General features: G+C 69.6%; 9 protein-coding genes. 6 read left to right on the top strand and 3 right to left on the bottom strand.

What is annotated here, in order from left to right; all coding sequences use genetic code 11:
* The first annotated feature begins 67 nt into the window (after nucleotides 1–67).
* The gene (gene hrpA / locus HNQ52_RS02850; RefSeq protein ID WP_246387477.1) at nucleotides 68–4,090 is read left to right on the top strand and encodes an ATP-dependent RNA helicase HrpA; all 4,023 of its coding nucleotides are present in this window, start codon (nucleotides 68–70) and stop codon (nucleotides 4,088–4,090) included.
* A 48-nt stretch (nucleotides 4,091–4,138) separates the two neighbouring features.
* Here the strand turns inward: hrpA and HNQ52_RS02845 are convergent, their stop codons facing one another.
* Nucleotides 4,139–4,639, bottom strand: coding sequence for a hypothetical protein (locus HNQ52_RS02845; RefSeq protein WP_183959571.1), 501 nt, complete (start codon nucleotides 4,637–4,639; stop codon nucleotides 4,139–4,141).
* Nucleotides 4,640–5,016: 377 nt separating this feature from the next.
* Between HNQ52_RS02845 and HNQ52_RS02840 the strand changes: the two genes are divergently transcribed.
* Both HNQ52_RS02840 and HNQ52_RS02835 read left to right on the top strand, forming a co-directional pair.
* Nucleotides 5,017–7,206 (top strand): putative Ig domain-containing protein, encoded by a 2,190-nt coding sequence (locus tag HNQ52_RS02840; protein ID WP_183959570.1) that lies wholly within the window; start codon nucleotides 5,017–5,019, stop codon nucleotides 7,204–7,206.
* 102 nt (nucleotides 7,207–7,308) lie between these two features.
* Nucleotides 7,309–9,423 (top strand): RelA/SpoT family protein, encoded by a 2,115-nt coding sequence (locus HNQ52_RS02835; protein ID WP_183959569.1) that lies wholly within the window; start codon nucleotides 7,309–7,311, stop codon nucleotides 9,421–9,423.
* Nucleotides 9,424–9,545: 122 nt separating this feature from the next.
* Here the strand turns inward: HNQ52_RS02835 and HNQ52_RS02830 are convergent, their stop codons facing one another.
* Complete coding sequence (locus tag HNQ52_RS02830) at nucleotides 9,546–11,741, bottom strand: TonB-dependent receptor (RefSeq protein ID WP_183959568.1); 2,196 nt, start codon at nucleotides 11,739–11,741, stop codon at nucleotides 9,546–9,548.
* A gap of 159 nt (nucleotides 11,742–11,900) precedes the next feature.
* Here HNQ52_RS02830 and HNQ52_RS02825 point away from each other — a divergent pair, with 159 nt between their 5' ends.
* Nucleotides 11,901–12,272, top strand: a complete 372-nt coding sequence (locus HNQ52_RS02825; RefSeq protein WP_343059219.1) for a MerC domain-containing protein — start codon at nucleotides 11,901–11,903, stop codon at nucleotides 12,270–12,272.
* A 111-nt stretch (nucleotides 12,273–12,383) separates the two neighbouring features.
* Nucleotides 12,384–12,545: a 30S ribosomal protein THX gene (locus HNQ52_RS02820; RefSeq protein WP_183959566.1), complete on the top strand. Its 162-nt coding sequence runs from the start codon at nucleotides 12,384–12,386 to the stop codon at nucleotides 12,543–12,545.
* A gap of 111 nt (nucleotides 12,546–12,656) precedes the next feature.
* On the opposite strand, the gene hutI is transcribed toward HNQ52_RS02820, so the two are convergent.
* Nucleotides 12,657–13,883 (bottom strand): imidazolonepropionase, encoded by a 1,227-nt coding sequence (hutI, locus tag HNQ52_RS02815; protein ID WP_183959565.1) that lies wholly within the window; start codon nucleotides 13,881–13,883, stop codon nucleotides 12,657–12,659.
* A gap of 158 nt (nucleotides 13,884–14,041) precedes the next feature.
* Here hutI and HNQ52_RS02810 point away from each other — a divergent pair, with 158 nt between their 5' ends.
* The gene (locus tag HNQ52_RS02810; protein ID WP_183959564.1) at nucleotides 14,042–15,403 is read left to right on the top strand and encodes a formimidoylglutamate deiminase; all 1,362 of its coding nucleotides are present in this window, start codon (nucleotides 14,042–14,044) and stop codon (nucleotides 15,401–15,403) included.
* Nucleotides 15,404–15,429: the final 26 nt, after the last annotated feature.

The following is a 15,429-nucleotide window of genomic DNA, read 5'->3' as shown; positions in this document are numbered from 1 at the left end:
CGATCCGGCCGATATTCTGGGCCGATTGGCCATCCCTGCAAAGCACCGCCGTGCCGGATCTCCTGCCTTGAATTCAGCCACGCCTCCCCAGCCGCCCGCATCGCTTGCGTCCGCGCTGACGCGCGACCAGGGCCGCCTGCGCCGCCTGCAGTCGCGTGCACGTGCGGCACCGCGGGACGAGGCCGCGCGCCTGGCCTTCGAGCAGGCGCTGGCCGCGTCCGTGGCCGCGCGCGAGACACGCGCCGCAAGCCTGCCCGTGCCCACCTTCGACGACACCCTGCCGGTGGCGCGCGAGGCCGAGACGATCATCGACCTGATCCGCCGCCACCAGGTCATCGTCGTGGCCGGCGAAACCGGCTCGGGCAAGACCACGCAGCTGCCGAAAATGTGCCTGGCCGCCGGCCGCGGTGCCGCCGGCATGATCGGCTGCACCCAGCCGCGCCGCATCGCCGCGCGTGCGGTGGCCACGCGCGTGGCGTCGGAGCTGCAGGTGGAACTCGGTGGCGCGGTCGGCTTCCAGGTGCGCTTCAACGATCGCGTGTCCGAGCGAACGCACATCAAGTTCATGACCGACGGCATCCTGCTGGCGGAAATCCAGTCCGATCGCTTCCTCTCCAACTACGACACGATCATCGTCGACGAAGCGCACGAACGCAGCCTCAACATCGACTTCCTGCTCGGCTACCTCAAGACGCTGCTGCGCAAGCGTCCCGACCTCAAGCTCATCGTCACCTCCGCCACGATCGACACCGAACGCTTCGCCAAGCACTTCGACGATGCGCCGGTGGTGAGCGTGGAAGGCCGCAGCTATCCGGTGGAGGTGCGTTACCGCGCGCCGGACGACGGCACCGCGTCCGAAGTCGACACCGAGGCACCGCGCGGAAAAAAACCGCCGCCCCCGCGCGAACCGCCATCCGCCGTCGAATCCATCGTCGCGGCGATGGACGAAATCACGCGCGAAGACGCCCGCGGCGACACGCTGATCTTCCTCCCCGGCGAACGCGAAATCCGCGACACGCACCAGGCGCTGGAACGCCGCAAATACCGCGACACCGAAGTGCTGCCGCTCTACGCGCGCCTCTCGGCCAAGGACCAGGACCGGATCTTCAACCCCGGCAGCAAACGCCGCATCGTGCTCGCCACCAACGTGGCCGAAACCTCGCTGACGGTGCCGCGCATCCGCTACGTCGTCGACCCGGGCGCCGCACGCGTGAAGCGCTACAGCCCGCGCGCCAAACTCGACCGCCTGCACATCGAACCGATCAGCCGCGCCAGCGCCGACCAGCGCAAGGGTCGCTGCGGCCGCATCGCCGCGGGCGTGTGTTACCGCCTGTATTCCGAGCCCGACTATCTCTCGCGCCCGCAGTACACCGATCCGGAAATCCTGCGCGCCTCGCTGGCCGGTGTGATCCTGCGCATGCTCAGCCTCGGGCTCGGCCGCGTGGAGGATTTCCCCTTCCTCGAAGCGCCGGACAGCCGCGCCGTGGCCGACGGCTGGCAGCAGCTGCAGGAACTGGGCGCCGTCGATGCGGAGCGCCACCTCACTGCCATCGGCCGCACGCTCGCGCGCCTGCCGATCGACGTGAAACTCGGCCGCATGCTGATCGCCGCGCGCGAGCACGGCGTGCTGCGCGAGATGCTGGCGATCGCATCCTTCCTCGGCATCCAGGACCCGCGCGAGCGCCCGCCCGAACATCGTCAGGCGGCGGACCAGGCGCATGCGGAGTTCGCCGATCCAAAGTCGGAATTCGTCGGCATCCTCAAGCTGTGGGACGCGTATCGCGTCGCACACGAAGATCTCACGCAGTCGAAGCTGCGCGACTGGTGCGAGAAACATTTCCTCGGCTTCCTGCGCATGCGCGAGTGGCGCGAACTGCATCGCCAGCTGGTGGTGCTGTGCGACGAACTCGGCTGGACGATCGAGCCGGCGCCGGTGGCCGAGGTGCCCGCGACACCACCGCCGGTGATCGACGCACGCCTCGCCGCACGCCAGCAGAAGATCCGCGAATCCAAGGGCCAGCAGGGCAGGGCGCCCGCGGAGAAATCGTCCGGCGCGTTCGGCAAACACTACGCCGCGATGCACCGCGCGCTGATCGCCGGCCTCGCCACGCAGGTCGGCAACAAGACCGACAAGGGTTTGTACGAAGGCCCGCGCGGCCGGCGTTTCTCGCTGTTCCCCGGCTCGACGCTCGCGAAGCTGCCGCCGCCGTGGGTGCTCTCCGCCACGCTGCTCGACACGCAGAAGGTGTGGGGCCTCACCAATGCACGCATCGAGCCCGACTGGGTCATCGCCGAGCTGCCGCACCTGCTCGCGCGCAGGCACTTCGAGCCGCGCTGGTCGCGCGCGCAGGGCCGCGTGATCGGCTCCGAGCAGATCAGCCTGTTCGGCCTCGTGCTGGCGCCGAAGCGGCCGGTGCATTACGGCGGCCTGTATCCGACCGAATCGCGCGAGATTTTCGTGCGTGAAGGCCTGGTGCCGGGTGAAGTCGACACCCGCGCCGGCTTCCTCGCACGCAACCTCGCCATGCTGGAGAAGGCAAACGAGGAAGAGGCCAAGCTGCGTCGCGGCGGCCTCGTCGCGGACGCGGACTGGCAGGCGCGCTGGTATCTCGACCGCCTGCCGCCCGATCTCAACAGCGTCGTCGCACTCGACAAGTGGTACCGCGAGCTGCCCGAGGCCGCGAAGAAAGGCCTCGAATGGTCGATGGCCGACTTGCTACCCGGGGAAGGCAGCGAAGCCGACCGCTTCCCGAAGTATTTCCCGCTCGGTGACGCACGCCTCGCACTGCACTACCGCTTCGAACCCGGCGCACCGGACGACGGCGTGACGCTCGACGTCCCGCTGCACCTGCTCAACGCCCTCGACCCCGCGCGGCTGGGCTGGCTCGTCCCCGGCCTCGTGCTCGACAAGGCCGCGGCCCTGATCCGCGGCCTGCCGAAAGCCCAGCGCCGCAACTACGTGCCCGCACCCGACTTCGCCCGCGCCTTCGCCGAAGCCTGGCCCAAGCCATCGCCCGACACGCTGCACGGCGAACTCGCACGCTTCCTCACCCGCGCCACCGGCGCGCCGCTGGCGCCGACCGACTTCGACGAACCCGCACTCGAACCGCACCTGCGCATGAACCTGCGCCTGCTCGCGAAGGACAACACGAAACTCGCCGAATCGCGCGACCTCGCCGCGCTGCGCACGCAATTCGGCGACAAGGCCGAGCGCGCCTTCGCCGCCCGCGCCGGCCGCGATCTCGCCGCCGAAGGCCTCACCACGTTCCCGCGCGATCCGATCCCGCCGTCCGTGCCGGGCGAAGCCGGCGTGCCGGCATTCCCCGCCCTCGTCGACACCGGCGACGCCGCCGCGCTGCGCGTCTTCGCCGACATCGCGCAGGCATCGCGCGAACACCCGCGCGGCGTCCGTCGCCTGCTCGAACTCGCGCTCGCCGACCGCATCAAGCAGGCCCGCAAGCAACTGCCCGTGTCGCCGAAAACGGGCCTGCTCTACGCCGCGATCGAATCGCAGGAACGCCTGCGCGACGACCTCGTCGCCGCCGCCCTCAACGCCGTGCTCGACGACGGCCTCGGTGCCGTCCGCACCCGCGAGGCCTTCGACGCCCGCGTCGCCGACGCCGGCCGCCGCCTCTTCCCCGAAGCGATGCAGCGCCTGCAACTGGCCGAAACCATCCTCGCCGCCGTCGGCGCGCTGCGTCCGAAACTGCAACCGCCGCTGATGGGCTGGGCCCAGGGCAACCTCGACGACCTGCGCACCCAGCTCGACGGCCTCGTCTATCCCGGCTTCCTGCGCGAAACCCCGGCTACCGCGCTCGCGCACCTGCCGCGCTACCTCGACGCCATGCTCCGCCGCGTCGAACGCCTGCTGCGCGACCCGGCCAAGGACCAGGCCAAGATGCTGGAGGTGCGCCCGTTCGTGCAGGCGCTGGAGCGCGCGCGCGGCACGCCGGCGTGGTCGCTGCCGGACTGGCAGGCATTGCGCTGGGAGTTGGAGGAACTACGCGTGTCGCTGTTCGCGCAGGAACTGGGCACCGCCCATCCGGTGTCGGGCAAACGCCTCGCGAAGCGCCTGGAAACCCTGGGCTGAACAGCGCGGACGGCACCCGGCCGCGGCGCGCCGTGTCCGCGGCCGACGTTACTTGATGCGCTTCACGCGCGTCGTCGCGTTCAGGCCTTCGACCTTGAGCTTCCAGCTGCCGAACAGACCCGGTTCGATCGTCACCATCGGCCGATCGAAATTCACCCCGCGCACCGTGCCCTGTTCGGCCTGCTCCCAGACCTGCCCGTTCTCGAGATTGAAACGGGTCTTGCCGTCCCAGCCGGTGAAGGTGCCGTCCAGGCGGCTGACCACGGAGCCAGTGGGGCTCTGCTCGCGGAAGCCGATGCGGCTTCCGGCGTCCGCGGGCGCCATGCCGGGAGCGGCGGTGCCCGCAGGCACGGCGTTGCCCTGCAGCCACGCGTTGAGGGCGGCGAGTTCCTCGGGCGAGAGCTTGTCGAGTCCGGCCGCCTTGAACTGGCTGGCGCTCATGCGCTCCTCCAGCGTGGAAAACGTGGCGGCGTGGGCCGTGGCGGCGGAGAACAGCAGGACAAGCGCGGCGAGGACGCCGACGCGGCACGCGGAATGGCGGATCGTCACGGGAGGCGGAACCGGGATCGGGGGGACGACGAGTCTAAGCAAGCCCGGCCGCCTTGCCTAGGGTCGGCCCGCGGGCCCGTGGCCGCGAAAAGCAATTTGCACGGAAAATAACCGCCGGTCGGCAAATTGAACTGCGAGGGCCAAAAATTTACAAAAGATTCACTATTGAATCCATCGGTTAGCTACAATTCAGCCGCATAGCAACAGCCAGAAATGGTCTCTGGGGCGAAGGGTTCCCCGGCCAAGTGCCCGGAAGAACCGGAAATTCACGGATTGCAATCTCTGCTGCGGCGCAAAACCGCGAGCGGAACATGGAGTGAGGATTGATGGCTAAGGCTTCGTTTGAACGCCGCCAGGCGCAACGCGCATCGGGCAAAATGAACGGTACTTCGTGGCGACTGGCCCTGGCCGGACTGATCGCCGCCGCCGTCTCCCCGCTGCAGGCCCAGACCAAACCCGCCGCCGGCCTCGACGAACTGCCCGTCCCGCTCTGCACCGCCGGCATCCTCGCGAGCAAGGACGGCGAGGCCGCGCTCGGCCTGTACGAGCTCGGCAACGATCAGACGATGATCGAATGGGTCGACGGCGAAACCGCCGCCAAGAGCTGCGCCAAGGCGGTGCCGGGCGGACTGCGGCTCACCGTGGACAACGTGTCGCTCGGTCTGGCGCAGGTCGGCAGCACGCCGCTGTTCACCTACGACTTCGGCGCCCCGCGCCAGTTCCAGACCGCGCTGCTCGAACCCGCACTGTGCGAAAGCTACGCCGGCGTCGGCAGCAGCCCGCTGTCGCTGTCGGTGCGCGACACCAACGGCGAGACCAAGGTGCTGTACGGCGTCGAGTCGCTGCGTTATTCGCTGTCCAGCGGCGGTCTCGCGCCCGAGCTGACGCAGGGCGACGGTCCGCTGCTGCGTTGCCATGCCGTCACCGACGCCAACGTGCCGCTGCCGGAGACCGGCGGCCTGTTCCGCGGCGACTTCGAGAGCAGCGCCAACCTGCGGGTCGAATTCCTCGACGTGCAGGGCGCGCGCCTGAATGTCACCGGCCTGGCGGACCAGTTCATCAACCAGCCGCTCGCGGCGGTCAACGGCATCACGTACAAGGTGCTCGTCACCAACGACGGTGACGGCCCGGCGGTGGGCGTGCGGGTGCGCGAATTCGTGCCCAAGGCCAGCGGCAGCGTGTCGCCGAGCATCCAGACCGTGGGCTGCGGCGCCGCGCCGCAAGGCACCGAGACCTATTGCGCAGGCGGCAACGGCGCCCTCACGCACAACCTCGGCACCTTGCAGCCGGGCGCATCGCAGGTCTACACGCTGACGCGCAAGGCGGCCGGTACCGGCGCCCGGACCGCGGTGGCGGTGTTCTCCGACCCGACCAGCGACGGCGACCAGCTCATCGCGGACAACTCGCGCTCGCTGACGATCAACCTCGTCGCGAACCAGGCGCCGCTGCCCGTCGGTACGCTTGCGAACGTGGTCCTGAACGAAGGCAGCGTGGTGTCCATCGCCACCGCCGGTGCGTTCTCCGATCCGGACGGCAACACCCTGACCTACTCGGCCACGGGCCTGCCCGCGGGCATCGCCATCAACCAGACCACCGGTGCCATCGGCGGCAACCTGGGCTTCACGTCCAACGGCGTCTACAACGTCGTCGTGACCGCGAACGACGGCAGCCTCACGGCGCAGCAGGCGTTCACGCTGACGGTCACCAACCAGAACGGGGCGCCGATCGCGGTCGGCACGTTGCCGAACGTCCAGTTCGCGGAAGGCGCGCTGCTCGAGATCCAGACCGCCGGCGGCTTCTCGGATCCGGATGGCGATGTGCTGGTCTACAGCGCGAACGGCCTCCCGCCCGGCATCATCTTCAGCCCGACCACCGGTCTTGCGATCGGCCAGTTGAGCAATGCGTCGGCGGGTGTCTACGACGTCACGATCACCGCCAGCGATACGGCGCTGAGCGTCGACCAGTCGTTCACGCTGACCGTGACCAACGTCAACAACGCACCGACCGTGGCGGTGGCCATCGACGATCAGGCCAACGAGGAAGGCGAGGCCATCTCGCTCGACATCGCCGGCAACTTCGACGACGCCGACGCGGGCGACTCGCTAACCTTCTCGGTCACCGGCGGCTCGCTGCCGACAGGGCTGAGCCTGTCGGCCAACGGCACGATCACCGGTGTCATCGCCTACACCGCATCGGTCGGCAGCCCGTATTCGGTCACGATCACGGCGGACGACGGCAACTCGGGCACGGTCAGCGACACGTTCTCGTGGACGGTCAGCGACGAGAACGGCGCGCCCCAGACCGAGGAAGAGCTGACCGACGTCGTTGTGGCCGAAGGCGCATTGCTGGACAAGCAGACTGCGCTCGGATTCAGCGATCCGGACGGCGACGTGCTGACCTACGCAATCACGGGCCTGCCGGCCGGTGTCATCCACAATCCGGCAACGGGGCAGATTTTCGGCGTGCCTGCCGGCGGCTCGGCGGACGAATATGAAATCACGGTCACCGCAAGCGACGGCAACCTGACGGCCGAGCAGACCTTCACGCTGACGGTCACTGCGCCCTGACGCACGCAAACCAACGCGCCGCCCGGTCTCCACGATCGCGCGGCGCAGATCGAACAACGCCGGAGCTTGCTCCGGCGTTTCGTTTTGGGGTCCACTGCCGGCATGGTTCCGCGTCACCCTCGCATCGCGTCGCTCGACGACTGGCTGCTCGCGCGTGACGCATCGGCCGCGGCGGTGCCGGCGGACGTGCTCGCCTTCGCGCAGGCGCGCCCGCTGACAGCCGACGTCGCCGCCGATCTTGCCCAGACGCTGGTCGAGCTTGACCGCCTGCACGCCGATGGCGACACCCTGTCCGCCGCGCTGCTCTACGTCTTCGGCGAGGCGGCGGACGCCGTCTGTCCGAAAACCGCGTCCAGCCTGATCGACGGCCAGCGCCAGGCCGAAAAGGTCTGGTCGATCTACGGCGAGCGCGATCCGCGCAGCGGCACCGAAGGCCTGCGCCGCCTGCTGCTGTCGATCGTGCGCGACCTTCGCGTGGTGCTGATCCTGCTGTCGCGCCAGATCGTGCGCCTGCGCGGTGCGCAGCGCCTGCCGGACGACGAGCGCCGCCGCCTCGCGCAGCTGGCCGCCGACATCCATGCGCCGCTCGCCAACCGCCTCGGCATCTGGCAGCTGAAATGGGAAATGGAAGACTTGGTCTTCCGCATCCTGCATCCGGACACCTACCGGCGCATCGCCGCGCTGCTCGACGAAAAGCGCGGCGACCGCGAAGGCTTCATCGAGCAGGCCAAGGCGCAACTGCGCGCGGCGCTCGCACAGGCCGGCATCCGCGGCGATGTCGCGGGCCGCCCCAAACACATCTTCAGCATCTGGAAAAAGATGCAGCGCAAGGACGTGCCCTTCAGCGAGCTCTACGACATCCGCGCGGTGCGCGTGCTGGTGGACGACATCGCCAGCTGCTACGCCACGCTCGGGCTCGTGCACGGACTGTGGTCGCCGGTGCCGTCCGAGTTCGACGATTACATCGCCAACCCCAAGGGCAACAACTACCGTTCGCTGCACACCGCCGTCGTCGGACCGCACGGCAAGACGCTGGAGATCCAGATCCGCACGTTCGAGATGCACGAACACGCGGAACTGGGTGTCGCCGCGCACTGGCGTTACAAGGAAGGCGGCGCGGGCGACGCGGGCTTCGAGCGCAAGATCGCGTGGATGCGGCAATTGCTCGAAGGCAAGGACACCGAGGAAGACGCCGCGCTGCTCGCCGGGCTTTCGACCGAACTGATCGAAGACCGCATCTACGTGCTGACGCCGCAGGGCCAGGTGATCGATCTGCCGCGCGGCGGCACCGTGCTCGATTTTGCCTACCACGTGCACACCGAGGTCGGGCATCGCTGCCGGGGCGCCAAGGTCAACGGCCGCATCGTGCCGCTGAATTTCGCGCCCAAGAGCGGCGACCGCATCGAGATCCTGACCGGCAAGACCGCCGAACCGCGGCGCGACTGGCTGCTCGCACACAACGGCTATCTTGCGAGCGCGCGCGCACGCGACAAGGTGCGCGCCTGGTTCCACAAGCTCGACCATGCGCGCAACGTCGCGGCCGGGCGCGAGATGCTGGAGAAGGAGCTCAAGCGGCTCGCGCTGCATCAGGCGGACCTGGAACCGGTGCTGGCGAAACTGCGCCTGGCGAAACTCGAAGACCTGCACGTGGCCGTGGCGCTGGGCGACGTGGGGCCGAGTCAGGTCGCGCGCACCCTGCACGAAACGCAGCAACAAAGCGCCGAACCCGCGCGCGGCCCGAGCCAGCTCGCAAAACCGCCGAAGCCTGCGTCGGGCTTCACCATCGAAGGTGTCGGCAACCTCATGGTGACGCTCGCGCGCTGCTGTCAGCCGGTCGCGGGCGATGCCATCGTCGGGTATCTGACGCGTGGCCGCGGTGTGACGGTGCATCGCGACAGCTGTCCGGCGCTTGCGCAGCTGACCGCGCGTGCACCCGAGCGGCTGCTGCCGGTGGAGTGGGGCGGCGCGCAGAAGCAGAGTTACAGCGTCGACGTGCTGGTGCGCGCCTACGACCGCAAGTGGCTGCTCAAGGATCTCACCAACATCATCGGTGCGGGCAATGCGCACATCCTCGCGGTCAACACGCGACTGGACGAGGCGCGCAACGCCGCCGAACTGCGCTTCACGCTCAAGGTGAACGATTTCGAGCAGCTCGGCGAGCTGCTCTCGCGCATGGCCGCGCTGCCGGGCGTGAGCGAGGTGCGCCGCACGCCGTAGCCGCCCGCGCGGTACGTGCGGGCGGCGTCGCGGTGGGTCCCGATCGGACGGTTCCGATCAGGGCGCGTCGATCAGGTCGTCTCGATCGGCTGCATCGCTGACCAGAGACGGCGACGGTCCGGTCAGAAGAACGCGCGCACGCCGAACGCCACGCCGCGGCCCGCGAGCGGCGCGACATCCTTCAGCAGCGAGGTGTGCGGACGCGCTTCCTCGTCGGTGAGATTGCTGCCGTCGAGGAACACCTCCCACGCCACGCGCGGCAGATCCCAGTGGTATGCCAGATGCGCGTCGACCAGGGTGTAGCCCGGGGTCGGTTCTTCCATCGCGGCCACGCGATCCTGCGTGTCGTAGCGCACCGCACCGAGCGAGGCGCGCCAGCCGTCGCGCTCCCAGCGCAGGTCCGCGCCCACGCGTGCCGGTGCGATGCGCGGCAGCGCCCCGCGCTGCACGAGCTCGGCGGTGCTGTCGTGCGAGTGGTCTCCGTGCGGAATGGAGATGTCCACGCTGCGCGTCCGCGAGCCGTCGAAACGTGCGCGCACGTAGTCGCCGAACAGCCGCAGATTCCAGGCGCCGCTGGCATTGTCGGCCAGCAGGACGTCCGCTTCTGCCTCGAGGCCGCGGAAGATCGTGTCGGCCTGCGTCCACAGCCGCACCGGCAGCGCGTCCTCCTCGATGCCGGTGTCGGCGAGGTAGATGAAATCGTCGAACTTCGTCCGGTAGGCCGAGACGCTGAACTCCGCACGGTCGCCGTGCACGTGCAGGCCGATCTCGGCGCGGTTGGCGCGTTCGGTGTCGAGTGCGGCGTCGCCGATCTCGAAGCTGCCGGTGGCGATGTGCGCACCCAGCGCGAACAGCTCCTCGGTGGTGGGCGTGCGTTCGGAGCGGTCCAGGCCAAAGCGCAGATCGAGCGCGTCGGTGAGGCGCCAGATGCCGGCGCCGGACACGCTGGTGGCGCTCGACGTCACGCTGGCGATGTCGGTCTGCGGCGCGACCTTGTTGCGGTCGTGGCGCGCGCCGAGCTCGAGCTTGAATGCGTCGAAGTCCTTCTCCTGCAACACGAACGCACCGAGCGTGCGCGTCGCCGCCGACGGCACGAACGCTTCCTCGCCGATCGCGCCGAAGTCCACATCGCCGAACTGCAGGCCGAACGCGCCGCGCCAGCCGTCGAGGTCCTGCTGCACCGCCTCGAGGCGGCCCTCGATGCCGTTGTTGGTGAATCGCGTGGCGGGCTCGCCGCCTTCGAGCTCCACGTGTTCGTAGTCGTTGTGGGCCGCGCGCAGGGTGATCCGCTGCAGGAAGGGCAGGGGATCGTAGACACCGGTTTTCATGTCGATGCGGTTCTGCACCAGGTCGATGCGCACAGGACCTTCCTCCTCGTGCTCGTGTTCGTCGCCGTCTTCGTGATCGTGACCGTGCTCGTCGTCGGCATGCACGTGCGCGCCTTCGGGAATGCCGTAGTTGCTGCGGTACGTGCTCGCCGCCATGCCGAAGAATCCGCGCTCGCCGAAGAACGTGCCGCCGAGGGCGCCGCCCTCGGTCTCGAGCGCGCTGTTGGCAAGATGCCCGTACGAACCGAGTTCGTCTCCGTGCTCTTCTTCGCCCTCCTCGTGCTCGTGGTGGTCCTCGTCCTCGTGCGGGGAGAGGGCGTAGCCGGGAATCTCGTAGTCATCGGCATCGCGGCGGAAGGCGTCCAGGTGCCACGCGAAGCGGCTGCCGCCGCCATCGAGCCGGACCATGCCGGTGGCCTCGTCGTTGACGGTGTTGCCGCGCAGTTCCGCGCGTCCGCTCAGCGGCGCATCGGCCGGTGCATCCGGCACGCGGCCGTCCACCACGTTGACCGCGCCGCCGATCGCGCCGCTGCCGTACAGCAGCGTGGCCGGGCCCTTGAGCACTTCGATCTGGTCGGCCAGAAACGGCTCGATGCTGACCGCATGGTCCGCACTGACGGTCGACGCGTCCATCGACGCGATCCCACCGGACAGCACCTGCACGCGCGGGCCTTCCTGCCCGCGGATGATCGGCCGCCCGACGCCCGCGCCGAAGAACGTGCTCTGCACGCCGGGCAGCTTGGCGACGGTGTCGCCCAGCGTGCCGGCCTTGGCGCGGTCCAGGTCCACGCCGTAGAGAATGTCGACCGGTTGCGCGAGCGATTCCGCGTCGCCGCTCAGCGGCGTGGCGGTGACTTCGATGCGGTCCAGTTCCTCGGCATCGGCATGGGTGCGGTCGGTGGCGGTCTGCGCCATCGCAGGACCGGCGAGGACGACGAGAATGGCGAGCGCCAGCGGAGCGCGGCGGGAGGTGCGGGCGGAGTTGCGCATGAACGGTCTTCCGTAATGTTATGTAGTAACACTTCGGAGGACATGTTATAGTGTTTCGCAGATCCCGCAAGCCCAACCGAAGACATGGCCGACCTGACGTCCACCGCTGAGCGCACCGAACGCACGGACGCGTTGCTGTCGCGTGGCGATCGCATCGGCATGTTCGGCTCGCTGCTGTGCGCGATCCATTGCGCGTTGCTGCCGCTGGTCCTGGCGATCGTGCCCACGCTCGGGCTCGGTGCGTTTTCGCTGATCGACATCGACCAGGGCTTTACCGTGTTCGCGACGCTGCTCGGCGTGACCACGCTGAGCTTCGGCTTCCGCCGCCATCGCGCCTTCCACGCGTGGGCGTTCCTGGTTCCGGGCCTGGCGCTGGTGTGGCTGGCGTCGTTTTCGCCGCTGCACGATCACTCGGTCTGGCACGTGCTGATGATGGTGGCGGGCGGTGCCTCGATGGCCACGGCGCATTTCGTCAACCTGCGCCTGACGCACCTGTTCGCGCGCCCGCACGGCCTGCGCGCACCCCGCTGAAGCCGTTCCGGACGCGTCCGGGCATGTCGCCGGAGCCGTCCGGATGGTAGGCTACGCGGCCCCGTCGCGGACGGGACGTACAGATCGAAACCAGCGCATCAGGAGCAGGACATGGGCAAGGGCGACAAGAAGACCGCCAAGGGCAAGCGTTACGCCGGCAGCTACGGCAACGCGCGTCCGCACGGCACCACGGTGGCCGTGACGAAGAAGGCCGCGGCGACGCCGAAGGCACCGGTGGTGGCCAAGAAGGCGCCGGCAAAGAAAAAGGCCTGAGTCCGCGAGGACACGGGTGGACCGGGCCCCGCATCGCGGGGCTTTGTCGTTTCAGGGCGGAGGATTCTGGCGCGGATTCGAACGCGCCGGGTCGCAGAGGTGTGTTCCGCGTCAGCCCGTTACCGGCGCCCCGCCGATGAACAGCTGCCGCAACATCCGCCCGCCGAGCCAGTAACACAGCTGCGCCGGCTGCGTCGCATTCCACACTGCGATGTCGGCGCGCTGGCCGAGCGCCAGCCGGCCGCGATCGTGCAATCCCAGCGCACGCGCCGCGTTGACGGTGGCGCCGCGCAGCGCCTCGTCCGGCGTGAGTCGGAACAGCGTGCAGGCAAGACTCATCGCAAGCCGCAGCGAGAGCAACGGCGAGGTTCCCGGGTTCGCATCCGTGGCCACCGCCATCGCCACGCCCGCGGCGCGGAACGCGTCGATCGGCGGCAGCGTGGTTTCGCGCAGGCACAGGAACGCGCCGGGCAACAGCACGGCGACGGTGCCGCGGCGTGCCATCGTCGCGATGCCCGCCGCGCTGGCGTATTCGACATGGTCGGCCGACAGCCCGTCGAACTCCGCCACGAGCCCTGCACCCCCCGAATCGCTGAGCTGGTCGGCATGCAGTTTCACCGGCAACCCGAGCGACCGCGCGCGCTCGAACACGCGGCGCGTCTGCGCGGCATCGAAACCGATGCGCTCGCAGAACGCGTCGACCGCATCGACCAGCCCCTCGGCCGCGGCCAGCGGCAACATGCGTTCGCAGACCTCGTCGATGTACGCGTCCGCGCGTCCGGCGAACTCCGGCGGCAGCGCGTGGGCGCCAAGGAAGGTGGTGCGCACGGTCTGGCCGGTGGCGCCACCGATGCGCCGCGCCACGCGCAGCATCCGGAGTTCGGTTTCGGTATCCAGACCGTAGCCGGACTTGATTTCCAGCGTCGCCACGCCGTCGTCGCGCAGCGCGAGCGCGCGCGGCAGGGTCGCTTCGAACAACGCAGCCTCGCTCGCCGCACGCGTGGCGCGCACGCTCGACACGATGCCGCCGCCGGCCCGTGCGATCTCCTCGTAACTCGCGCCGTGCAGACGCTGCTCGAACTCGCCCGCGCGATCGCCGCCGAACACCAGATGCGTGTGGCAATCCACCAGCGCCGGCGTCACCAGCGTGCCGCTCACGTCCAGCACCGAGCGTGCGAGCGCGTCCGGCGCGGCGGGAAGATCGGCTGTGCGGCCGACGTGGGCGATGACGCCGTCGCGGATGCCGAGCGCACCGTCGGGAATCGGGTCGTCGCCCGTGCCGGCCAGGGTGCACAGGTGCGCGCCGGTCAGCAGCAGATCGTAGGCGGGCGCGGTCATCGGGCGTGGGCGCCCGAGTGCATCGGGCGGAAAACGGGCGGCGGCAGGACGGGCAAGGCGGGTCGGGGTCCGGGTGGCGGACAGGCAGCCTAGCATCGGCCCGGCTCGGCAGCGTCGTGCTCGTTTCCGGCGGCGCCCGAACGCGTCAGAATCCACCGATGAACACGCTTGCCCCACAACATCTCTGGCGCGACGGCGCCTGGCACGCCGATCGTGCCGTCAAGCTCACCGGCGACGGCCGGCTTGCATCCACCCTGCCGGACGCGGCCGACGCCGCGTACACCGCCCGATGGATGCTGCCGGGCGTGCCGAACACGCATTCGCACGCCTTCCAGCGCGCGATGGCGGGCCTGGCCGAGCACCAGACCCGCGCCGACGACAGCTTCTGGACCTGGCGCGAAACCATGTACGGCTTCGCTGCGACGATCGGGCCGGACGATCTCTACGCCATCGCCGCGCAGCTCTACGTCGAGATGCTCAAGGCCGGCTACACGTCCGTCTGCGAATTCCACTACCTGCACCACCGGCCCGACGGCCGCGCCTACGCGTCGCCGGCCGCGATGTCCGACGCGCTCATCGCGGCCGCACGCGACACCGGCATCGGCCTCACCCTGCTGCCCACGCTGTATGTGTCCGGCGGCTTCGACGGCCGCGCGCTGAGCGAGCGCCAGCGCCGCTTCGGGCACGAGGTCGACGCGTATCTGCAACTGGTCGACGCACTGCGCGCGCGGCAGACCGGCCAGTGCACCGTCGGCATCGCCCTGCACAGCCTGCGCGCCGTGCCGGAGGCGGCCATGCGCACCGTACTCGACGCGGCGCGAGCCTGGGGCGGCGCCGTGCCCATCCACATCCACATCGCCGAACAGATCGGCGAGGTGCAGGACTGCCTCGCGATCCGCAACGCGCGTCCGGTCGAATGGCTGCTCGACCACGCGCCGGTGGACGCACGCTGGACGCTGGTGCACGCCACCCACATGACCCCGGACGAAACCGCGCGCGTGGCGCGCAGCGGCGCCACCGTCTCGATCTGCCCCAGCACCGAGGCCAATCTCGGCGACGGCCTGTTTCCGCTGCGCACCTACCTCGATGCCGGCGGCCGCTTCGGCATCGGCTCGGACAGCCACATCTCGGTGTCGCCGGTGGAGGAACTGCGCTGGCTCGAATACGGCCAGCGCCTCGCCGCGCGCCGCCGCAACATTGCCGTGACGCCGGCGCAGCCCTCGGTCGGCGAAACCCTCTTCGCGCACGTGCTCGACAGCGGCGCCGCCGCCACCGGCCGCGACATCGGCGCGCTCGACGACGGCCGTCGCGCCGACCTCATCGTGCTCGACGAACACGCCCCGCACTTCGCCGCGCGCGACACCACCAACGTGCTCGACACCTGGCTTTTCGCCGGCAATACCAACCTCGTGCGCGACGTGATGGTCGGCGGCGAATGGCAGATCCGCAACGGCCGCCACCGCGACGAGGATGCGATCGCGGCGCGGTATTCGGAGGTGGTGACCCGGCTGGCGGGATGAGCCCGGCTCCTGCGCGTTCCCCGGGG

Source organism: Chiayiivirga flava (assembly GCF_014202825.1).
GTDB lineage: Bacteria > Pseudomonadota > Gammaproteobacteria > Xanthomonadales > Xanthomonadaceae > Chiayiivirga > Chiayiivirga flava.
Note: the sequence above shows the minus strand (reverse complement) of the source record. Positions and strands in the feature narration are given on the sequence as shown.